Annotated in this window: 18 protein-coding genes; 1 reads left to right on the forward strand and 17 read right to left on the reverse strand. The window is 57.7% G+C overall.

Annotated features, from left to right (window positions below; genetic code table 11):
- The first annotated feature begins 29 nt into the window (after nucleotides 1-29).
- Nucleotides 30-1,307, forward strand: a complete 1,278-nt coding sequence (locus GBEM_RS12995) for an Hsp70 family protein (RefSeq protein WP_012531032.1) — start codon at nucleotides 30-32, stop codon at nucleotides 1,305-1,307.
- 101 nt (nucleotides 1,308-1,408) lie between these two features.
- Here GBEM_RS12995 and GBEM_RS13000 read toward each other — a convergent pair whose 3' ends face one another.
- From GBEM_RS13000 to GBEM_RS13080, 17 genes are all read right to left on the reverse strand, one after another.
- Nucleotides 1,409-2,149, reverse strand: a complete 741-nt coding sequence (locus GBEM_RS13000) for a response regulator (protein ID WP_012531033.1) — start codon at nucleotides 2,147-2,149, stop codon at nucleotides 1,409-1,411.
- A complete protein-coding gene (locus tag GBEM_RS13005; RefSeq protein ID WP_012531034.1) occupies nucleotides 2,142-4,820 on the reverse strand; it encodes a sensor histidine kinase in 2,679 nt (892 codons plus the stop codon). The genes GBEM_RS13000 and GBEM_RS13005 overlap by 8 nt, the downstream gene beginning before the upstream one ends.
- A 2-nt stretch (nucleotides 4,821-4,822) precedes the next feature.
- Nucleotides 4,823-5,395: a potassium-transporting ATPase subunit KdpC gene (kdpC, locus tag GBEM_RS13010; RefSeq protein WP_012531035.1), complete on the reverse strand. Its 573-nt coding sequence runs from the start codon at nucleotides 5,393-5,395 to the stop codon at nucleotides 4,823-4,825.
- A gap of 80 nt (nucleotides 5,396-5,475) precedes the next feature.
- Nucleotides 5,476-7,545 (reverse strand): potassium-transporting ATPase subunit KdpB, encoded by a 2,070-nt coding sequence (gene kdpB, locus GBEM_RS13015; RefSeq protein WP_012531036.1) that lies wholly within the window; start codon nucleotides 7,543-7,545, stop codon nucleotides 5,476-5,478.
- Between the two features lies 1 nt (nucleotide 7,546).
- Nucleotides 7,547-9,331 carry a potassium-transporting ATPase subunit KdpA gene (gene kdpA / locus GBEM_RS13020; protein ID WP_012531037.1) on the reverse strand — a complete coding sequence of 595 codons (1,785 nt, stop codon included), beginning with the start codon at nucleotides 9,329-9,331 and terminating at the stop codon, nucleotides 7,547-7,549.
- A 366-nt stretch (nucleotides 9,332-9,697) separates the two neighbouring features.
- Nucleotides 9,698-10,495 (reverse strand): M48 family metalloprotease, encoded by a 798-nt coding sequence (locus GBEM_RS13025; RefSeq protein WP_012531038.1) that lies wholly within the window; start codon nucleotides 10,493-10,495, stop codon nucleotides 9,698-9,700.
- A 42-nt stretch (nucleotides 10,496-10,537) separates the two neighbouring features.
- Nucleotides 10,538-11,029, reverse strand: a complete 492-nt coding sequence (locus GBEM_RS13030; RefSeq protein ID WP_012531039.1) for a GNAT family N-acetyltransferase — start codon at nucleotides 11,027-11,029, stop codon at nucleotides 10,538-10,540.
- A 96-nt stretch (nucleotides 11,030-11,125) separates the two neighbouring features.
- Nucleotides 11,126-12,181 (reverse strand): molybdenum ABC transporter ATP-binding protein, encoded by a 1,056-nt coding sequence (modC, locus tag GBEM_RS13035; protein WP_012531040.1) that lies wholly within the window; start codon nucleotides 12,179-12,181, stop codon nucleotides 11,126-11,128.
- 1 nt (nucleotide 12,182) lies between these two features.
- Nucleotides 12,183-12,866: a molybdate ABC transporter permease subunit gene (modB, locus tag GBEM_RS13040; RefSeq protein WP_012531041.1), complete on the reverse strand. Its 684-nt coding sequence runs from the start codon at nucleotides 12,864-12,866 to the stop codon at nucleotides 12,183-12,185.
- A 49-nt stretch (nucleotides 12,867-12,915) separates the two neighbouring features.
- Nucleotides 12,916-13,659, reverse strand: a complete 744-nt coding sequence (gene modA, locus GBEM_RS13045; RefSeq protein WP_012531042.1) for a molybdate ABC transporter substrate-binding protein — start codon at nucleotides 13,657-13,659, stop codon at nucleotides 12,916-12,918.
- A gap of 22 nt (nucleotides 13,660-13,681) precedes the next feature.
- Entirely contained in the window at nucleotides 13,682-14,815 is a 1,134-nt protein-coding gene (locus tag GBEM_RS13050; RefSeq protein WP_226373860.1) for a DVU_1553 family AMP-dependent CoA ligase, read from the reverse strand.
- Nucleotides 14,816-15,061: 246 nt separating this feature from the next.
- Nucleotides 15,062-16,477, reverse strand: a complete 1,416-nt coding sequence (trsS, locus tag GBEM_RS13055) for a radical SAM (seleno)protein TrsS (protein ID WP_012531044.1) — start codon at nucleotides 16,475-16,477, stop codon at nucleotides 15,062-15,064.
- A gap of 5 nt (nucleotides 16,478-16,482) precedes the next feature.
- Entirely contained in the window at nucleotides 16,483-16,923 is a 441-nt protein-coding gene (locus tag GBEM_RS13060; protein ID WP_012531045.1) for a DVU_1555 family C-GCAxxG-C-C protein, read from the reverse strand.
- Nucleotides 16,920-17,606, reverse strand: coding sequence for a DVU_1556 family methyltransferase (gene trsM, locus GBEM_RS13065; protein WP_012531046.1), 687 nt, complete (start codon nucleotides 17,604-17,606; stop codon nucleotides 16,920-16,922). Before trsM ends, GBEM_RS13060 begins: the two co-directional genes overlap by 4 nt.
- A 22-nt stretch (nucleotides 17,607-17,628) precedes the next feature.
- Nucleotides 17,629-18,111: a DVU_1557 family redox protein gene (locus GBEM_RS13070; RefSeq protein WP_012531047.1), complete on the reverse strand. Its 483-nt coding sequence runs from the start codon at nucleotides 18,109-18,111 to the stop codon at nucleotides 17,629-17,631.
- A gap of 226 nt (nucleotides 18,112-18,337) precedes the next feature.
- Entirely contained in the window at nucleotides 18,338-18,871 is a 534-nt protein-coding gene (locus GBEM_RS13075; RefSeq protein WP_012531048.1) for a 4Fe-4S dicluster domain-containing protein, read from the reverse strand.
- A complete protein-coding gene (locus GBEM_RS13080) occupies nucleotides 18,858-20,828 on the reverse strand; it encodes an aldehyde ferredoxin oxidoreductase C-terminal domain-containing protein (RefSeq protein WP_012531049.1) in 1,971 nt (656 codons plus the stop codon). Before GBEM_RS13080 ends, GBEM_RS13075 begins: the two co-directional genes overlap by 14 nt.
- Nucleotides 20,829-20,879: the final 51 nt, after the last annotated feature.

The following is a 20,879-nucleotide window of genomic DNA, read 5'->3' on the forward strand; positions in this document are numbered from 1 at the left end:
CTTTCCACCCATCAGGAGCAGTCACACCCATGCAGATAGTTTTTGGTATCGATTTTGGCACCACCAATTCCGCCCTCTCCATCTACCGCAATAACAAAGTCGAAGTCGTGAACGTGGACGAACTGAACGCAGGCAGCGCACTGATGCGCTCGGTACTGTACTTCACCGAGGATCAGGAGATCTTCGCCGGACAAGAGGCGATCAACACCTACATCAACGAAGGCGCGGCAGGCAGATTCATGCAGTCGATAAAGACCTTCCTTCCCAACAGCAGCTTTGAAAGCACCGAGGTCTTTGGCAGGAAGTACGGCATCGACGATCTGGTAGCGATCATCCTGAGGAAGATCAAGAAAAGGGGCGAAGAGTACGTCGGCTGCAGCGTCGACACGGTAGTGCTGGGGCGGCCCGTGCTCTTTTCCGAGGACCCGGCGAAAGACGCACTGGCCCAAAAGCGCCTGGAGCAGGCGGGCCGCAAGGCAGGCTTCAAGCAGATCTACTTCCAGTGGGAGCCGGTGGCGGCCGCACTGGCTTACGAGGAATCGCTGGCCGCGGGCGAGGAAAAGCTCGTCTTCATCGGGGACTTCGGCGGAGGCACCTCCGACTTCACCGTCATCAAGGTGCGCGGCGGCGACTTTGCCCGCTCCGACCGCCGCAGCGACGTCCTTTCGCTGGGAGGCGTCTATACGGCCGGGGACAAGTTCGATTCTCAGATAATGTGGGAGCGGATAGCCAAGTACTTCGGCCGGGGTGTCAGATACAAAGGAATGGGAAAGGACGAACTGTTCGACATACCACTCAGCATCATCTACACCCTGTGCCAGTGGCACAGAATTCCGCTTTTGAGAGCAAGGAAAACCAGGGAACAGATCAGGCTGATCAAGCATGCAGCGACAGACAAGCAAGCCATAGAGAACCTTGAGCACCTGATCGGCGACAACTACGGCTTCTTCCTGTTCCAGTCCATAGAGAAGGCAAAATGCGAGCTCTCAGATCAAGAGCTGAGTCACGTCCGCTTCAGCGAGCGCGATCTCTGCATAGAGGAACCGGTAACCAGGCAGGCTTTCGAGGAGATGAATGGCGAGAATCTCGCTAAAATCGCGGGCTGCGTAGACGAGGTAGTGAGAGAATCCGGCGTCCCGCACAGCCAAATCGACACCGTCTTTCTTACCGGCGGCACGTCGCGCATTCCGATGATACGCAGGCTGTTCGAGGAGCGTTTCGGCGCGGAGAAGTTGGAGAACAAGAATGCCTTTACCAGTGTCGCCCACGGATTGGGGACCAGCGTCCCGCTCTTCGTGGCATCGTGACCGGGATGCCGCACTAAGCGCTATCGGATGCTGCGCGGCAGTACGCACCCGCCAGGTTCGCTCATCAACAGACCTCTCCCCCGCCAACAACTTCAAGCCATTTACTCACTGCGAAGCCGATACCCCACCCCGACCTCTGTGGTGATGTAGAACGGCCGGGATGGATCCGGCTCGATCTTCTGGCGCAGGTTACGTATGTTGACCCGCAGGACGTTTTGCTGCTCTACGTAGGCAACTCCCCATATCTGTTTGAGGATCTGGCTGTGCGTTAGAACTCTGCCAGCATGAGTCACCAGCAGGCGCAGGAGCTCGTATTCGGTGGGTGTTACCTGAACCTCCTTCCCTGAAAGCAGCACCCGGCGCAGCGCCAGGTCAACCTCCAGCTCGTTGCAGCGGTACACCGGCTCGGGCGCTTGCTGCAAGCTCCTTCTGAGCGAAACACGGATGCGGGCCTGCAACTCTGCGACGCTGAAGGGCTTGATCAGGTAGTCGTCCGCACCGGCGTCGAGGGCGCCCACCTTATCGTCGTCGCTGTCCCGGACCGAAAGCACGATGATGGGAACCTGGGACCACTCCCGGATCCTCTTGATCACCTCGACCCCGTCCATGTCGGGAAGACCCAGGTCCTGCAGGATGATGTCGGGCCTGACCGCAGCTGCGGCCGCGAGAGCGGCGTGTCCATTCTGCGCCTCGTACAGCCTGAATTCTCCGGTATTCAATGCCGCTCGCAGAAAGCGCAATACCGCTAACTCATCATCCACCATGAGCAGGCGCGGAAGGTTTTCCCCTCTTTGTTTTTCAGTACCCGCTCCAACGGATTCCGTCCTTATTGCACTAGCCATGTCCTTCTCCTTCCACGGGAAGCTGTACCGTTATCTTCAGGCCGCCCCCTTCACGATTCTCTGCATGAATCGTCCCGCCGTGCGCCTCCACAATGCCCTTACAAATGGAGAGCCCAAGTCCCGTGCCGCCGGCCCCCTCAGGCACCGGAACGCGGTAAAACTTGTCGAAGATCCGTTCCAGGTCCTGCGGTGGAACCCCGGGGCCTCGGTCGGCCACCTTAAGCGTCACCTTTCCGTCAAGCGCCCTCGACTCCAACTCTATCAACTCGTTGGAGGGAGCATATTTTAGGGCATTATCCAGAAGGTTAACCAGCACCTGCGTCATTAACACCATATCCATGCTCACCAAAGGGAGACCTGGATCGACCCGGACCGTCAGCTTTCTCTTGCTAAGCTGCGGCTCTAGAGAGGCCAAAGCGCAACCGATCAAATCCTGGAGGTCGGAGGGGACCCGCTTCGGCTTCATTGCGCCTGCCTCGAGCCTAGTCATGTCGAGGAGGTTCCCCACGAACCGGTTGAGCCGACCCGCCTCTTCCCAAGCCGCCTCCAAAAGGTCCCGCCGGCTCTCCTCTTCGAGATAGGTGGTACGGTCGCGCAAGGCGCCCAAGGCCCCTGAGATGGAGACCAAGGGGGTGCGCAGATCGTGCGAGATGGAATTGAGCAGCGCCCTTTCCAGGTTCTCACGTGCCCGAAGGATCTGGGCCTGCTCGGCCTGTTTGACCAGAAGGACCCTTTCTATGGCAAACGCAGTCTGTGTAGCGAAGGCATGCAAAAGACGTCTGGTCAGTGGAGAGGTGTACTCTGTTTCGCTCTTGAGCCGCACACCAAGTACGCCCAGCACATCCCCTGAGGTGAGCAGCGGCAGATACAAAAGCTCCGAGGAACCCAGCGTCTCTGTCCCGCGGCCGGCAGGGGAGCTGTTCCTGAAGGACCAGTCAGCCACCGCATGCTCTTTGGTGTCCAGGGTCAGTCCCCCGCTCGCCGCCTGTAATTCAAGCCGCTCTCCTTCCGGCAGCAAAACCGCTACCATCCCACCGACGCTGTCCTCGATGTTCTTTAGAGTCGCAGCCAGTATGCCGCGCAGGTCAGAGGCCACGGTCAGGTCGCGACTCAGGTAGTAGAGAGTTGCCGTCTGCTCCTCGCGCTCCCTGATCGACTCGGCCCGTTCACGAGTTTGCGAGACCAGCGTGCTTATGACGAAACCGACAGTGAATAAAGCGATGAAGGTTATGAGGTACTCCGTGTCGGCGACGGCGAAGGTCAGACGTGGCGGCACGAAGAAGAAATCGAAGGCGAGGACGCTCAGAAGCGCTGTAAGTACAGCCGGACGGCGCCCTAGTTTGGTTGCAGCCAATACCAGCCCCAACAGGTAGATCATCATCAGGTTGGTGGGGGCCAGAAATCCCTGCAGGACCTTGCAGAGAAGGGTAACTGCCACAACCAGGGCGCTCCCCTTCAGATACCCTGTCCACTGCACCGGCTTTTTGGGATGGACCTGCGCCGCCTTTGGCGTCTCACCGGTAGCGGCAATGCTCACTACGTAGACATCTACGGGACCGGAGAGCCTGATGATCTCGTCCACCAGGGGCTGGCGCAGGAACTCGCGCCAGCGCGGCTTCTTCGGCTTGCCCACGACGATCTTGGTGACGTTGTTGTGTACCGCGAACTCCACCAACGCCTGAGCCACCGAGGCCGAGCTCAGGGTCGCCACCTCTGCGCCAAGGCTCTCCGCCAGGCGCAGGTCGCGCCAGACCCGTTCCCGGTTCTCGCGGGCGTGCTTGCTTAGCCCGGGAGTCTCGATGTACACGGTGTGCCAACGTGCCTTCACTTCATCGGCGAGCCGCCTGGTGGTCCGGATCAGCTTCTCGCTGTAGGGACTGCCGCTCACGCAGACCAGGAGCTTTTCCGCCGCCGGCCAGGGCCCCGCAATCGACCGTGCTTCCATGTAGGCGCGCATCTGGTCGTCCACCCTGGAGGCGGCGCGCCGCAGGGAGAGTTCCCGCAGAGCCATTAGGTTCCCCGGCTTGAAAAACTTCTCCGTCGCCAGCATCGCCTTTTCCGGGATGTACACCTTTCCCTCGCGCAGACGCTCCAGGAGGTCTTCCGGAGGGATGTCCACCACCCTGATCTCCAGGGCCAGGTCGAGCAGTTTGTCCGGGACCGTCTCGCGCACGACGACGCCGGTTATCTGGGCCACGATGTCGTTCAGGCTGTCGAAGTGCTGCACATTGACGGTGGTGTACACGTCGATGCCGGCGTAAATCAGCTCTTCGACGTCCTGCCACCGTTTCTCGTGGCGCGATCCAACTGCGTTGGTATGCGCCAGTTCGTCCACCAAGGCTATCTGCGGCTTGCGGGCCAGCACCGTATCGATGTCCATCTCGGACAGTTGCACCCCCTGGTACTCGATCCGCAGCTTCGGAATCACCTCGAGCCCTTCCAGCAGAAGATCCGTCTCGGCTCTGCCGTGGGATTCCACGTAAGCCGCCACCACGTCGCGCCCTTCGCGCTTTCTCATCTGCGCGGCCTCGAGCATGGCGTACGTCTTCCCCACGCCCGGCGCGTACCCCAGGAAGATCTTCAGCTTGCCGCGCCCGCTCTGAGCCTCTTCCTCGGCCTTGGCCACCTTGAGCAGCGTTTCCGGTGATGGTCGTGCAGCGTCATCTCTCATCGCTAGCGATTCTCCCGGTTATCCAGCGCCAGGTTCAGTTCAAGCACGTTCACCCGCGGCTCGCCCAGAAAGCCAAGTTGGCGCTCCCTGGTGTGGGCGGCCAGGATCCTTTCGACCTGCTCAGCCGTCATGCCGCGTACCTTTGCGACACGCGCCACTTGAATCCTTGCCGCCTCAGGGGAGATGTCGGGGTCGAGGCCGCTGCCGGAGGCCTGGACCAGAGCGGTCGGGATGGATCCCGCGGCGCCTGCATCATGCAGCGTTTTGACCCTCTCGGCAACGGTTTTGAGGTACTCAGGGTTGGTCGGACCGGAGTTGGATCCCCCCGATGCCATGGAGTTGTAGCCGAAATCGACCGTGGCCGAGGGGCGGGGCCAGAAGTACTTCGCATCGGAGAAGGGCTGGCCTATCAATGAAGAACCCACCACCCGATGGTCCTTGCCAGTGACGAAGCTCCCCTGTGCCTGTTTAGGGAATACCGCATTGGCAATGCCGGTTACCACGGAAGGATAGATCCCGCCGCAGATGATGGTGAACAGGATGAACATGACTAGTGCTGATCGAATATCTTTCATAAAGTCCTCCGGACTTATTTCCTTTGCCAACCAGTGGGGCAACGTCCCCCTCCCCCATCCTTCCCATGAGGTAAAACCGCTCAGGCAAATAGAGCTACCACCATGTCTATTGCCTTGATGCCGACGAAGGGAGCGATCATGCCACCCAGACCGTATATGAGCAGGTTGTGGATCAAGAGCTTCTCGGCAGGCATGGGACGGAACTTCGTTCCTTTAAGCGCCAGCGGCACCAGTACAGGTATGATCAGCGCGTTGAAAATGACCGCTGAGAGTATCGCGCTGAAAGGGCTGGCAAGGTGCATCACATTCAAGACGTTCAATTGCGGGTAGATCGACAACATCATGGCCGGGATGATGGCGAAATACTTTGCAACGTCGTTGGAGATGCTGAAGGTGGTCAGGTTTCCCCGCGTCATCAGGATCTGTTTACCCACCTCCACGATGTCCAGTACCTTGGTCGGGTTGGAGTCAAGGTCGATGATGTTTGCCGCCTCGCGCGCTGGCTGGGTGCCGGTGTTCATCGCAACCGCGACGTCCGCCTGGGCCAGCGCCGGAGCGTCATTGGTACCGTCGCCGGTCATGGCCACCATAAACCCTTGCTCCTGGTTCTCCTTGATGAGACGCAGCTTGTCTTCCGGTTTGGCCTGGGCCAAGAAGTCGTCCACCTGGGCCTCTGCCGCGATTGCCGCGGCGGTAAGGGGGTTGTCGCCGGTGATCATGACTGTTTTGATCCCCATGCTACGCAGTTGCTGAAAGCGCTCTTGGATGCCGCCTTTGATGATGTCCTTCAGATTGATAACCCCGAATATCTCCGCATCGCAGCAGACCACGAGCGGAGTGGCGCCAGCTCGGGCAATCTTGTCGACCACGTCTTTGAGGTTCGCGGGGATAATGGCTGCGCCCATGTCCTTCACGAAGGAAATTGCGGAGTCCGAGGCGCCCTTGCGGTACTTCCTCCCGCCGACATCGACGCCGGAGAGGCGCGTTTCGGCGCTGAAGGCGATGCTCTGCGCGTCTGCAGGAAGCGACTCCATGCTCATGCCGTACTTTTTCCTGGCCAGGGCCACGACGCTCCTCCCCTCCGGAGTCTCGTCGGTCAGCGATGCGATCAGCGCGGCTTCAGCCAATTCCTTCTCGGTGTGCCCACCAACCGGGACCAGTTCCACCGCCTCGCGATTGCCCAGCGTGATGGTGCCTGTCTTGTCCAGCAGGAGCACGTTGACGTCGCCTGCGGCCTCGATGGCGCGACCGGAGAGGGCGATGACGTTTTTCTGGAAGAGCCGGTCCATTCCCGCGATGCCGATGGCGGGAAGGAGCGCCGCGATGGTGGTCGGAGCCAGACAGACGAACAGCGCCACCAGCACGGTGAGCGATACCGGAGTCCCATGTCCCGCCGCCTTTACGGAGTAGACGGAGAGAGGGCTTATGTTGGCGCAGACCAGCAGGAAGACCAGGGTGAGCGCGATGAGGAGCACCTCCAGGGCGATCTCGTTCGGGGTTTTTCTCCGCTTTGCCCCCTCGATCAGCGAGATCATCCGATCGAGGAAGGTTTCGCCAGGATTGGCCGTGATCCTCACGATGATGGAGTTGGCGATCACTTCCGTGCCGCCGGTGACCGCGCTCCGGTCGCCGCCTGATTCCCGCACCACCGGAGCGGATTCGCCGGTCACCGCGGCTTCGTTGACCAGGGCGGCTCCTGCCACGACGTCGCCGTCACCGGCGATCATCTCGTGAGCCTCGACCAGTATGTAATCGTCCTTTCTGAGCGATTCCGCGGCGACGGTCTCGTAAGAGCTGCCGTATTCCGGGTTTTTCAGGCGTTTGGCAGTCACCTCGGTACGGCTCTTCCTGAGGCTTGCGGCGCGGGCCTTGCCGCGCCCTTCCGCCAGCGCCTCGGCGAAGGTGGCAAAGATAACGGTGAGCCAGAGCCAAATGGAGACTAGGCCTGTGAACCAGGCCGGCTCCCTGTTGGCGCCGGTGAGCGACATGACGAAGGTGATCAGGGTGATGCAGCTGGCGATCTCGACGCACAGCATGACGGGATTACGCCACAGCCCTCTCGGGTCGAGCTTCTTTATCGATTCCAGCAGCGCGGGCTTCAGGATCCGCGCATCGAACATGGATATGGGTTCCGGTGCGTGTTTGGACATGTTACTTACCTCCCAGCATGATCAGGTGTTCGACGATCGGCCCCAGCGAAAGGGCGGGGAAGAAGGTGAGCGCACCGACGATGAGTATCACCAGCGTCAGCCATAGTGCGAAGGGTATCTTGTCCGTGGGAAGAGTTCCGAGGCTGGCGGGAATGAACTTCTTCTGCGCCAGGGACCCCGCCATGGCAAGCGAGGCGACAATGGGGGCGAAGCGCCCGAGGAACATGGCAATCGCGCCGGTTACGTTGTAGAAGATGGTGTTGCCGTTTAGCCCCGCGAAGGCGCTGCCGTTATTGTTGGACATGGAGGCGAAGGCGTAGAGCACCTCCGAGAGCCCGTGCGCGCCCGGATTAGCCATAGAGGAGACGGCGGACGGGACCACAAGCGCAAGGCCCGAAAAGATCAGCACCAGTATTCCGGAAGTAAGCACGGTGATGATCGACATCCACATCTCGCGCACCTCGATCTTTTTCCCGAGCAGCTCCGGAGTGCGGCCGATCATCAACCCCGCAATGAAGACCGAGATCACCACGAAGGCGATCATGGTGTATAGGCCGGTTCCCACCCCGCCGACCACCACTTCCGAGAGGAGGATCAGCGACAGGGGGATCATTCCGCCTATCGGGGTCATGGAATCGTGCATGGCGTTGACGGCTCCGCAGGAGGTGCCGGTTGCGGCGGAAGTGAACAGGGAAGTCCCGGCGACGCCGAAGCGAGTCTCCTTACCTTCCATATTGACTCCGTGCACCCCGAGTTTGGCGACCAGGGGATTGCCGCTCGTCTCGGCCCAGTAGAGGGTCCCGACCGCCGTCACCAGGATGGCCAACATCACCGCCAGAATAGCCCACCCCTGTCGCGTATTGCCTGCCATCACCCCGAAGGTGTAGGTGAGGCTGCCGCCGATGAGGAGCATCAGGAAGACCTCGACGACATTGGCGAGCGGGGTCGGATTCTCGTAAGGATGCGCCGAATTGGCGTTGAAGAACCCGCCGCCGTTGGTGCCCAGTTCCTTGATAGCCTCCTGGGAGGCGACCGGTCCCATGGGGATGGTGACCTCCTTAACCTGGATGGTTTCGGTAATGCTGTTCCCTTTGGGGTCCTTCAGCGCGTTACCTGTTGCATCCAGTTTGGGCTTTAGGTAGCTGGTCGCCTGGACCAGCGGCACCGTCCGATAGCCGCTGAAGTTCTGGATCACCCCCTGGGAAACCAGGAAGACCGCGAAGACAAGGGAGACGGGGAGCAGGAGGTACAGAGTGCACCTGGCGATGTCGACGTAGAAGTTGCCGATCTTGGAAACCCTGCGCCGGACAAACCCGCGAATGGTGGCGATCGCAACGACGATGCCGGTGGCGGCCGATAGGAAGTTGTGCACTGCAAAGCCGAACGTCTGGGTGAAGTAGCTTGCCGTCGATTCGCCGCCGTAATTTTGCCAGTTGGTGTTGGTCATGAAGCTGACGGCCGTGTTGAGCGCCAAATGCCAGGAAAAGGCAGGGAACTTCTGTGGATTCAGAGGAAGGACCCCCTGGAGCAGAAGTATGAAAAAGAGGGCGACGCCGCAGATGAGGTTAAACAGAAGCAGGGCCCAGGCGTACTGCTGCCACCCCATTTCCTCGTCCTTGTCGATGCCGCAGACGCGGTAAATAAAACTCTCACAGGGGACCAACAACCGCGAGAGAAACGTCCTGTCCCCCTGGAAGATCTTGGCCATAAAGCTTCCCATCGGCTTTATTGCCAACAATAGGACCGCGAAAAGAACCACCGACTGTATCCATTCATATGCGTTCATGATGTTCTCCGCTTATGCGACTTTTTATAACTCGCTGCTGAGTATCACCATATCGCCGAGCGCCTAAAGACGGTGTTAAAATGCCTGTTGAAGGTATTAAGAAGATGTGAAGAGAAAACCACTGAGAGAAGCCTAGCGGCTGTACCTTCCGATGCAACCGGTTTCTCCATCGAAAGGAGGATCCGTTTACGTCGTCACTGCGATGGATTGTTGATTGGTATTAGGCGAAGGCTTTTTGAGGAGTGTTAAGGTGGTGCGAATTTTGAGAACAAGAATGTCTTTACCAGCGTGGTCTACGGGTTAGGGATCAGCGTCCCGCTCTTCGTGGCATCAGCGGGCGTCTCAATCATTACCTGCGGCAAATTGTCATGCTGCTCGCAATGTGCCAATAAATGTTTGTAGCATTTCATACACCTTGACGTTGAAGGCAGCAGCAAACTCTGCTTCGAACGGTTTACCTTCCTGCAACCCTTTCACTAGCGTTTCAAACTGCGTCGGATACCTGCCGGCCATGTATTGGACCAACATGCCGCTTTGGCGGTAAAAGATCCTAGGTTCCAACCCTTTCGAACCTGGGAGGGTGAGATTTAACAGAGCCCCTTCCGTCTCCGGCGTGAAGTGGATCCCTCTCAGAAACTGCTCTTTCGCTTCAGCTTCGTTGACAGAAGTGGCGCCGCCGCCATCTGCGACGTATATGGCGAGCCCCTCGCGAAACCAGCGAGGCAGGCTGCGATTGTAGGTCATGGTGCCGAGCGCCTGCGACATCTGAACATGGGAAAGCTCGTGCCCAAGCATTCCGCGAACCTCATTCATCTTGCCCAGCAGCTGGCCCGAAAGATAAACCTCGCTCCCCAAACCCGCCCCTTTTACTACTTCTGGAACGCCGGCATATCTGGCAAAGCTCTTGGTACCGGCAAAGGCATAGACTTTTACGGGCTCTTTAAATCTGCCGAATTGCCTTGACTCAACCGCCTTCATCATCTGGGGCAACTGTCTGGCCGCTTCCTCGGCGAGAGCCTCGGCTCCTCTTTCATAGAGAATACGATTGTCGGAAGGAAGGACTTCAAAGTCAGTGGTGAATCTGGCTACCTTGCTCCCCACGAATCCACAGCCGCTCAGAGTAAACATCGTCACGAGCAAGGCCCACACAGACGTTCTTTTCATTCTTTTTCTCTGCTCCCCTATCGGAATATTGCCGCTTAAGGTTCAGGTGATTGCCAGTTCGTAGACCGGTATGGTACGGCCCGGGATGCTCGAATCCGAATCCCGTCTAAATTTCGCACCGACCTTCCCATAGAAGCCTTCGGCATTTGGGTCCACGAAAATAAGAACTGCATCGACCTTCTTGCCGGCGAGATAGGATTTCATATGTGCCGTGAATTCTGTTCCTATCCTTTTACCTATATGCTTCGGATAGATGAACATGTGATCCAACCACACGCCTTTTTCTATCAAAATGGTTCCGACCTTCAGGTCATCTTTCATTTCAGCAAGGGAATAAAACCCTACAGGTTCGCCTTCAAGCTCTCCAACAAATACCGTATTGTTCGCGATGTAAGCAGCCGTTATGGTTAGCTCCTCTTTCCAAAGCTCCATGTACTCATCAGGGTATTTCCAATGTCTTTTCGCCTGAAACGATATATCAGTCAGGGTACTGCAGTCAGACGCTTGCGCAGGTCGTATCCTGAGTTGTGTCACTTGTCTCTCCTGTACTAAAGCACACATGACCAAGGGCAAAAAATTAGACGGCAATATATATAAATCGCTCATCAATGTCAAAGACCAAAGCCATTGCTAGCCCCTTCTGCGAAAAGCGGAAGCCTTGATTGCCGCATAAAGCTCGCTGCCGACACCAATATCCAGTTCGTCTGCTGCCTGGTTCACAACCTCTGCAACCAATCGACCTTCGCCGCTCGCCAGTTCCACCCCTACCTTGTTCCCAGAGATAAAAGTACTGGTCACCGTGCATTGCAGCAGATTCCGCGCGCTGATTACCTCGGGGTGCTTCTTGCACAAGATGATGTCCTTGGATGAAAGTTCGAAGAGTGCCTCATGCTGCTCACTGCCTGCGGAGATAAGAAGTTCGCCTGCGCCCCATCTGTAAGCGTACAGGTCATTTGCCCTACGGCGGCGGGTGAGTTTCAGCAGATTGATGTAGCCTACCGGACTAAGATCCATACGGGACCGGGCAAGTTGCTCGGACGTCGTCTGTGCGACGATCGCACCGCCCGATACGACAACAACCTGATCCGCCATGAGCCGCGTTTCCACAAGAGAATGCGAGATGAAGAGATAAGGAATCCGCAACTGCTCACTGACTCTCTTGAGATAGGGAATAATCTGAAACCTGAGAGTATCGTCAAGCGCAGACAAAGGCTCGTCCATCAGCAGAAGCCGGGGATTGGAAAGCAGAGCCCGCCCAAGCGCTACCCGCTGTTTCTCGCCACCGGAGAGGTTGCTGATGCCGCGCCTCAGTAGATCCCGCAGGTTGAGTACCTCTACCAGTGCATCGAAATCTATGCTGCGATGTTCCGGTTTGCAGCGCCGGTATCCATACAGCAAATTAGTCTTCACATCCAGGTGGGGGAAGAGACAATGTTGCTGAAATACAATGGCGATCCTCCGTTGTTCCGGCGGAACATTGATCCTTTTGCTGCTGCTGAAAAGGGAGTCCCCATCGACGCTGATTTCCCCCCGATCCGGCTGCTGCAACCCGGCCAGAAATCCGACCAAGGTTGACTTGCCGCTACCCGACGGACCGAAAATGCCTATACGCTCACCTGCCATCGCCACATCGGCCTGCAAAGAGAAGTCTCCGAGCCGTTTCTCTACGGAAATCCTGATATCCATTTCACCTCCTCCTTGCCAGCTTCTTGCCGAATACTTCATGGGAGAAGAGAACTAGCACTGAAATGGCGATGGACACGGCACAAAGCGACAGTGCAAGATCTTCGCTTGTGGGGGAACTGGCATAGTCGTAGATGGCCAGCGGGATGGTCTGGGTGACGCCGGGAATATTGCCGGCCACAATGATAGTCGCGCCGAATTCTCCAAGACTGCGGGCAAACATGAGGGACGAACCGGCTATGATCCCGTGCAAAGAAAGCGGCAGAATTACGGTAACTAGGGTGTCATGCCACGTGGCGCCTAGAGTTCGCGACGCCTGAATCAGTTGAATGTCAATTGACTCCATCCCGATCCTGATGGACCTGACCAACAGAGGGAACCCGACACAAGCAGATGCAATAACCGCAGCCTTCCAGGTGAAGATGAGCCGGATCCCGGCTGCATCCAGTAGCGAACCGAGCCACCCGTTCTTGCCCAGCAGCAGAAGAAGTAAATAGCCTATTACCACAGGAGGCAGCGTTAACGGCAGGTTAACCACCACTTCAAGCAACACTTTCCCCTTGAAATCGCGAAAGGTAAGCAGGTAGGCAAAGGCAACCCCAAAGGGAAGCGATACGGCCATAGCCGCCGCAGCCACCTTTATGGAGAGCCGTATGGCATCGTAATCTGTGCTTGTCAGCGCGAGCATTTGCATCTCCAGGATAAAAAGCAAGTTCAAGTCTGGTTGGCAGCCAGCGTTATTTCACAAAGCCGTATCTTCTCAAAACGACTTTGGCCTCCGCACTTTGGAGGAACCTATAAAATGAAGCAGCGTCACTGTTCTTCGCTCCGGTGACAGTCAGAGCCATGGGGTAGATCACCGGCGGATAGAGTCCCTGAGGAACGGTGAAGAGAACTGTTGCCTTCTTTGCCTGCAGCGCATCGGTCAGGTAAACAAATGCGCCATCTACCTCTCCCCGTTCGGCGTAGGTGAGACAGTCGCGCGCGTCTCTGGCCATGACCAGCTTGTTCTCCCATTCTTTGTCCTTGCCGGCTCTTTTGATAGCCTCCATGGCATATGCTCCTGCCGGAACACTCTTCGGGCTGCCGATAGCGATGTTGTGGAGTTTGAAGAGATCATTCATGCCGGATACCTTCTTGCCTGAAGAGCCTATAAAAACCAGCGTATTGTAGGTGAAGGTGCCGATACTTGCTGCATCCACCAATTTCCTGTTCTTCAAATAGCTCATCCACTCAAGGTTTGCTGAGATGTACATGTCGGATGGCGCACCGCTTTCTATCTGCTTTGCCAGAGCGCCCGAAGCACCATAATTTTTCTGAAATCTTACGTCGGGATGCTTCTTGGCAAAACCGTCAGCCAATTCATTCACCACGTCCTTGAGACTGGCTGCGACCGATAGTTTGACCTCGCCAGCCAATGTCCGCACCGGCAATAGCAGAAGACAGAAAAGACACAGCAGCTTAATTGTCGGCTCTTTCATTTATTCATCCTCTTGCCCTCATTCAGATACGAAGCGCGGTTATGACCGCTGAACAGCTTGAGGCTCTCTGGGATAGATCTATTCCCCGCCTGTCCAGGATTTGACGCTTGGCAACGCCTGTCCCCGGCCATCCAGTCGGACAAAACGTGATGCTCCCCAAGGCCAGTACCTTATCCCGCCAAAGCACCCTCGTGGCATCCTGGCTGAGCAGGGCCGACCTCGCCTTTCGGGCTACCTGCTCCTCCTCCCCTTTAACGGTTTGAAAGCAAAGACGAAGCTGGTCCCGCCCCACCCGCACCTCAATCTCTGCCCTGTAGTCCAGCACACCCGGGATCGCGAAGAGCGCCTCGTCCAACTCGTTCATTCGAAGACGTCTCCCGTCCTTGAGAGCGACTTCCGCCGCGATCCTGCCCTGCACCCGTCCAAGGCGCTTCAGCACGGTGCCGCAGGGGCATGGTTCTTTGATAAGACGTGCCAGATCACCGGTCCGGTAACGCACCAGCGGCATGCCGCGACGGGAAATGGTCGTGAATACCACCTCCCCTTCCTCCCCGTCGGCCACAGTCAATCCGGTGCCAGGGTCGATGATTTCGGTGTAAAGATCCGCCTCGCGCAGGTGGTACCCCTCCCCGGCCTGGCATTCGACCCCTCCTCCCAGGCCGGTCTCGGTCATGCCGTAATGTGTCAGCACCCGGCAGCCCCAAAGCTGCTCCAGCTCCCGCTCTATTGCCTCCGGAACGTAATCGGTGGAAAGAAGGACGCTCTCCACCCACCCCCTCGGAATCGCCCCCGCGAGGTCCCCGCGTGCCAGGGCCAGCATCTGGGTGGGGATTCCGACCAGGCAGGGGCGAGGGTGCTTCATTATTTCCGCTCGCGCCGCAGCCGGGTCACGCACCGGTCCCCACACCACCGGGTTCACCTTTGTCCTGACCAGGGCCCGCGCCAACAGATCGCCCACGCTGTCCCGCAACTCCCCGGGGAGAAAGATGAGCACCGTGGCGCCCGGAGCCACCAGGGTCGCCATCCCGTGCGCGAAGAAGTCGACGGTGGCCTCCAGGTCCTCGGCTGTGAAGTAAATCCTCTTGGGCTGGCCGGTGGTTCCCGAACTCTGCAGCGTTACCACCCTTTTGATCTCGTCCTGCGACGTGCACAACATCCTCCCCCCCTTGCTCCCGAAGGTCGTTTGCGGTCGTGAAGGGTAGCTGGGAGAAGCTTTTAAAGTCAAAGGTGGACTCCGAGTCGATGCCGGAGAAGAGGTCGCGGTAGAAGGGGCTCTTTTCCCTGACGTAGGCGACGGTCTCACTCAGTTTCCGTAATTGGTACCGGGCGATCTGCTCATCCAGGGTTCCGTCACGGTGACCACTCACCTTTCCCCGAAGCCATCCCTCAAGCGGGGTCATTTTCATAATCCGTCTCCTGGCTGCTTTCTGTAGAGGCTTTTCCCCTCTCGGCTGGTGAGGTTGTAGGCGCAGAAGGGGACCAGCTTTCCGTCGGGGGATATCACCGAAATGCAGCATCCCTTAAGCCGCTCCAGATCAAGGTTCTCGGCATCCTGAAAGGCCATGGCGGATATGGTGAAGCTCCTGGTGGAGACCTCCTTGAGAAATACGTCCAAGTCGACCGGGCCCTCGACCCGGGTGGTCTCAGGCGCGCTCCCGCCGCAGCAGCACGATCCAGAAGTCGAAGTGGCGTTGGGAAATTGAACTCCAGGCGGCAGTTTCCAGCGACGCGACACCGTATCGACGGTTTGCCGGATCCCCCCGCTGCCGCAATCCGTCGTACAGCAGGAGTCGCCGCCCACAGCCCCCAACGGGCGGAGTCCGCCGTTTGCCGAGTAGAGGTACGTGGCGTGCATGGAGCAGTGAGCATGTTCCCCGCCGGGGGGAGAAAAATCCTCCACCTTGAGCAGTTTCCCGGTCTGTTCTTCAAGGCACCTCATCAGTTCGGGAAGGGTGAACCGGTCCGCGCCACACTCTTCCTCGGGGAAGCGGCCGAAATAGCTGACCGGCTGGAAATGGATGCCCCGCACGACCGGGGCAAGCTGCAGGGCTTGCCGCACTATGGCTCCGACAGCATCGGTGTTGACCCCTCTGACCAGCGTAGGGACGAAGACCACCCCGAGGCCGGCCTCTCCGGCATTTCTGACGGCCAAAAGTTTCTGCTCCAAAAGCGCTCTTCCCCTCAAGGTACGGTAAATTTCGTCGTCAACACCGTCGAACTGGAGGAAGACCGACGAAAGCCCCGCAGCCTGCAGCCGCTGCGCGTACGCTCTGTCACTGGCAAGGCGCAGGCCATTGGTATTCACCTGGATGAAGGAGAAGCCGATCCGCCGCGCTGCTTCCACGATCTCCGGAAGGTCGTCCCGCAGGGTCGGCTCGCCCCCCGACAGCTGCAGGCTGCACGCCCCCGCCGCCGCCATGGCCCGTTCCAACAACCAGGAGATCCGCTCAAGGGAAGGATCCTCTGTACCCTTAGGGCCGGCATCGGCAAAGCAGAACGCGCATTGCAGGTTGCAGCGGTCCGTCACTTCGAGCAGGACGGAACAAGGGAGCTGCCGATGGTCGCTGCAGAGGCCGCAATCGAAAGGGCACCCCTTGTCGAGGGTTCCATAGCAAAGTTCGGGATGGACAGGTGCCTTAGGCCTGCGCCATTTTGCCAGCGAAGGCTCTCCGCGCCAGATGAGGGTCTTGAAGGCGCCGTGTTCTGCGCACCGTTTGACCTGGAACACCTCGTCGGCCACCAATAATCGTTCGGCCGGGATTCTTTTGAGGCAAACGGGGCAGACGCTTTCGGTTGCATCGGGACCGGTAGTTTTCATGACCTTTATCCTTTCCTGCCAGCTGCGGGTTCGAACCCGTGGCTTGCCAGTATTTCCATGCATTTGTCATAGGTTTCCGCCACAATCTGGCCGCATTTGCCGTGACCGGGAAACTTCTCAAGGATTTCGTCGCATCGCGTCCCGCCGTACTCACGGGCGGCAACCTCCCTGAACCACCCCGCCAGCTCGCCCATCATCGTCATATGCCGCTCGTCGAGGGCCTCTTCCTCGCCTCCTTTGCCAGAATACAGGGAGATAACGCAGGCTCCTCCGGAAAGGGCTCCGCAGAACTCGCCGCTCCAGTTGCCGAAACAGAGTCCCCCGACGGATCTCACCAGGTCGTCATTGGTCTTCCCTTGGGCCTTGAGGGCGAGTATTACGATGAGTTGTGCGCAACAGTACCCTTTGGGCCTCAGCTTTATTAGCTGCAGGAATATGTCGTTCATGATTTCCCCTCCCTTACGTTTCCGGTTGCTTCGAAAATCGCCCCCTCTCTCCGGGCAACCAAAATGTAGTAGCTGAGGCCGCACCCCGAAAACTGCGGCAGGGATCTGCCGGCAAATATCATGCGTACGGCGAACTCCTTGAGCAGCCGGTCGTGCACTTCCCAAAGCAATACGGTGAACCCCCGCTGCGATAGCGAGTCAAGGAGTTCCTCCTGCGAGAAAAGCATGTCCGCTTTTTCCTTCTTTCCGTGACAGGCTTTGCTGAAAACGTCACTTAAGACCAGAAAACCACCGTCCTTAACCACCCGAGTAAACTCGTCGAGAGCCGCCGGCTTGTCGTCGACAATTGAAAGGACGCATTCGCAAAAGAGGGCATCGAAGGTTTCCTGCTCGAAGGGGAGATTTTCTGCCCGCCCGTAGACGAGTCGAGCCGTTTCCAGCCTGGCGGCTGCCACCGCGAGAAGCGGCGCTGAAGCGTCGACCCCTACCAGCCGGAAAAAGCGGGTTCGTTCAAGGTGCAGCAACGTCCCGCCCGCGCCGCAGCCGATATCGGCGACCAAAGAACCAGCCGGAAGATCGCAGACCTCCAACGCCCTCTCCGTCAGCGCCGGGCCTCCCGGACGCAGGCACGTCCCCACTGCGTCATGAATCTCCAGCCAGTTACATGCAGTATCGTTCATCATTGTCACCTTCCCAGCGGTAGCACTACTTGTCTTCCAGCGCCTGCTCTGCCTCGGCCACCTTTCCTATTGCCAGTTCCTCGTCGATCAGTATGAATCCGCAACTGGAACAGGCCGGAAGATTGATGGGGAATATCGACTGCATGTACTGAAGTCGAACTGTTTGAACTTCAAGGGGAGTCCGGCACTGGTCGCAATGCCAGTCGCTCCCGGCTCCGGACTTGACCCATTCATTTGTGCTTCCGCTCGACTTCAACACCATCCTGTGCGAATAGGCGGTAAAGACACGATAGGCTTCATCGGTCCGGCTGTACTCCACCCAGTAGGTGACCGCTTTCGGGCGGTAGAAGGCGAGAGACCGGCCGGTACACCTGTGGACCAGCTTCTTCCCCGTGGCCTCGGCATGCTGGATGACTTTTTGTACGTCCTCTCTCAGGATCAGGCGACCCTCCAAAAGGCGCTCACCCTCCTCGGAAATGTCTAAAACAATATGCTCATAAGAGTTCATAGATTCTTCCATCTTGATGCGGAACTGTAATGAGAGTTCGATGCATCATCCCCTGCGTCCATGCCCCCTCTCCCTCTGGGAGAGGGTTGGGGTGAGGGCGTCGTTTTAGCTTGTTGCATCTCCCTCACCCGACCTTCGGCCACCCTCCCCCAGGGGAGGAGGGTATAAAGGACCTTCCTGTCTATCCCCCTCCCTCGGAGGGAGGGGGATAGGACTCTGCTAAGTACTACCCCTTCTTTGCCATGCGGGCGACTGTGTCTACTACATTCTGCAACCCGTGTTTCTTTGCGAACTGTTCCAGGCCGATCTCCATCTGTGTCATATTCGGTTTTTCCTCTTCCACTTCCTCTTCCCGTTCCTCGTAGCTCAAGGCGTCCACGAGGCACCACTTGACGCAGATCGGCTCATCTTCGCCATCGCACATGTCGCACTTGAGAGGAAGGCCGGAGTCGGGCTCCTTGAACAGGTCCCTTGCCGGGCAGGAAGCACGGCAGGAGTCGCACTCGCGGTACTCCTTGCCGTCGATGATGTACTTGTTTCTCCCCATGCACTCGGCCTCGGTGTACTCTCCGGCAAATACGGGAAGCCAGATGTCCTCAAGCCGGTCGGTGATGATCTGGATGCGGGACCGTCCCGGATTGTTGCTGCTGTAGGGGGGAACAGCGTGGAAAGCCGAACACATCACCTCACAGGTCCGACAACCGTTGCACTTGTCCGCATTGACAGTGATCGTTCTGATCTTTTTCTTAATTTTCGCCATTTTTCAGTATCCCCCTTTTTTCCAAGTCGTTAGCGACATAGCCCAGTCCCAGCTCTTCCAGTTTTTCTCTAGTGGGAATACCGTCTTCGTTCCATCCCTTGTATCTGTAATAGGTCGACAACAGTTCTTCTTCCAGCTCGGGGAATCTCTTTTTCCAGTGATCGGTTGGCGGCTTCTCATCGGCCCTTCTGATCCCTTTCCTGTTGTTGTATGCCCTGTGCAGGTTCCGGTTCCTGTTGGCGATTTCTTTCAGCCCATCCTCGTCCAGGTCCATTCCGGTCGCGGCAGAGATCAATTTGGGATAGTTGTGGATGTGGTAAGGAGGTTTCAGGCAGAACGACGACATGCCGCAGCACATGCCTACTGCATCGTCGATGTTGTGCATCATCTCCATCCAGTCGACGATTTCGGAGCACATGTCCGGTGTCGGATAATACGGGATGGCCTTTTCTCCCCTCAGTTCCCAGTCCAGTACCCATTGCTTGAATTTATCATGGGGAATTTGGGGCCAATCCCTTACGAACTCCTCTCTCTGCTCCGGGGTTGGAAAAGCCGACTGGGGCCATTGCCCTTCCATCTGGGTGATGCTTATCTTCTCGTTGGTGGCGTACATGAGGAAGTAGAGCGGATCCAGCGTTCCGAGCTTGACCGGGAGTTGCTCGTGCTTCTTGATGGTGTTGTGATCGAAGGCCTCGGCGCCGTTGCCGATCTTGCGGGCCGCGAAATAAACGCCGTCAGCCAGGACGTCGCCGATTCCTTCCCGCCGCACGACCCTGTCGAGAAGCCAGAAGAACCTTCCCTCTTTATCGGATGGACAGCCGGCGAAGTCCTTGTCCGTCAGGATGCCCGCTTCATAGAGTTCAACGGCGAAGGCCAGGATTTGAGGGGTCGAGAATGAGTCGACGCCGTACTCGGTAGCGCGTTGCAGGATCTTCCAGGAGAAGTCCAAGTCATCGACGTAGGCCGCCATGGCATAGGTGAGTTTCCCGAAGCATTTCGCCATATATCGCGGGGTATCTTTGTGGGAAATCAGCGCCCCGCAATGCGTAGGACAGTTAAAGCAGCTTATCAACCGCTTTACCGCTGCATGTTGTGACTTCGACCAGGACTCGTCGATTTCTTCGGTCCAGAAGTCTCTTCTCCTGGTGCGGGCATTGCCCCAGGCAAAGTTCTCCGTGTGCCACTTTTCGTCCGTATGCAGCATCTCCTGCGGCGAGCCGATGCCGGACAAGATAGTCATGACATCCTTGATGGGGTTGGCCCACCTGTACTTGATGTAGTCCGTCACCCCCTTCATCTGTTCCATAAACTCTTCAGGCCGGGCGAGATAGATGTCCTTCGTTCCACGAACGGCAATTGCCTTTATCTTCTTGTCTCCCATGACAGCGCCGCCGCCGAGCCTGCTGGCGCTCGACCTTGACTGCTCGATAGAAGCCGTGAAGACCCGGTTCTCGCCGGCAAGGCCTATTGCCGCCACCTGTGCTTTGGGCAGATTCAGTTCTTTGCGAATAAGCTCCTGAGTTTCAACGGCGCCTCTTCCCTGCAGATGCGAGGCGTCGCGTATCTCTACCTTGTCGTTGTTGATGTACAGGTACACCCAGTTGGGCGACTTGTTCTTGAAGATCACCTTGTCGTAGCCGGCATACTTCAGTTCCGCCGCGAAAAATCCCCCCATCATGGGGTAGGCCAACGTCCCCGACTGCGGTGAAACGAAGGTGACAACGGAACGGTTGGCACTGAAAGCAGGCGTAGCATTCAAAAGGCCGGTACTGAAGATAAGGTGGTTTTCAGGGTCAAACGCCTTAACCTCTGGCGGGACCCGGTCCCAATGTTCCTTGATGCTGGTACCCAATCCTCCCAGATGAAGTTGCATCAGCTTGGGGTCGGTTGCTACGCGTTCGATGTTCCCCGTCGCCAGGTCGATTTCCAAATAGTATCCTGCCTCTGCGTATCTCATTTTCACCTCTCTTTAGATGTGCCCATTCCATGTCTTGATGTCTGTCTTATC

Source organism: Citrifermentans bemidjiense Bem (assembly GCF_000020725.1).
Taxonomy (GTDB): domain Bacteria; phylum Desulfobacterota; class Desulfuromonadia; order Geobacterales; family Geobacteraceae; genus Geomonas; species Geomonas bemidjiensis.

Excerpts from the sequence above, each read along its gene's own strand:
- GBEM_RS12995 (WP_012531032.1), top strand. The coding sequence starts at position 30 with ATGCAGATAGTTTTTGGTATCGATTTTGGCACCACCAATTCCGCCCTC.
- GBEM_RS13000 (WP_012531033.1), bottom strand. The coding sequence starts at position 2,149 with ATGGCTAGTGCAATAAGGACGGAATCCGTTGGAGCGGGTACTGAAAAA.
- GBEM_RS13005 (WP_012531034.1), bottom strand. The coding sequence starts at position 4,820 with ATGAGAGATGACGCTGCACGACCATCACCGGAAACGCTGCTCAAGGTG.
- kdpC (WP_012531035.1), bottom strand. The coding sequence starts at position 5,395 with ATGAAAGATATTCGATCAGCACTAGTCATGTTCATCCTGTTCACCATC.
- kdpB (WP_012531036.1), bottom strand. The coding sequence starts at position 7,545 with ATGTCCAAACACGCACCGGAACCCATATCCATGTTCGATGCGCGGATC.
- kdpA (WP_012531037.1), bottom strand. The coding sequence starts at position 9,331 with ATGAACGCATATGAATGGATACAGTCGGTGGTTCTTTTCGCGGTCCTA.
- GBEM_RS13025 (WP_012531038.1), bottom strand. The coding sequence starts at position 10,495 with ATGAAAAGAACGTCTGTGTGGGCCTTGCTCGTGACGATGTTTACTCTG.
- modC (WP_012531040.1), bottom strand. The coding sequence starts at position 12,181 with ATGGATATCAGGATTTCCGTAGAGAAACGGCTCGGAGACTTCTCTTTG.
- modB (WP_012531041.1), bottom strand. The coding sequence starts at position 12,866 with ATGCTCGCGCTGACAAGCACAGATTACGATGCCATACGGCTCTCCATA.
- modA (WP_012531042.1), bottom strand. The coding sequence starts at position 13,659 with ATGAAAGAGCCGACAATTAAGCTGCTGTGTCTTTTCTGTCTTCTGCTA.
- GBEM_RS13050 (WP_226373860.1), bottom strand. The coding sequence starts at position 14,815 with ATGTTGTGCACGTCGCAGGACGAGATCAAAAGGGTGGTAACGCTGCAG.
- trsS (WP_012531044.1), bottom strand. The coding sequence starts at position 16,477 with ATGAAAACTACCGGTCCCGATGCAACCGAAAGCGTCTGCCCCGTTTGC.
- GBEM_RS13060 (WP_012531045.1), bottom strand. The coding sequence starts at position 16,923 with ATGAACGACATATTCCTGCAGCTAATAAAGCTGAGGCCCAAAGGGTAC.
- trsM (WP_012531046.1), bottom strand. The coding sequence starts at position 17,606 with ATGATGAACGATACTGCATGTAACTGGCTGGAGATTCATGACGCAGTG.
- GBEM_RS13070 (WP_012531047.1), bottom strand. The coding sequence starts at position 18,111 with ATGAACTCTTATGAGCATATTGTTTTAGACATTTCCGAGGAGGGTGAG.
- GBEM_RS13075 (WP_012531048.1), bottom strand. The coding sequence starts at position 18,871 with ATGGCGAAAATTAAGAAAAAGATCAGAACGATCACTGTCAATGCGGAC.
- GBEM_RS13080 (WP_012531049.1), bottom strand. The coding sequence starts at position 20,828 with ATGAGATACGCAGAGGCAGGATACTATTTGGAAATCGACCTGGCGACG.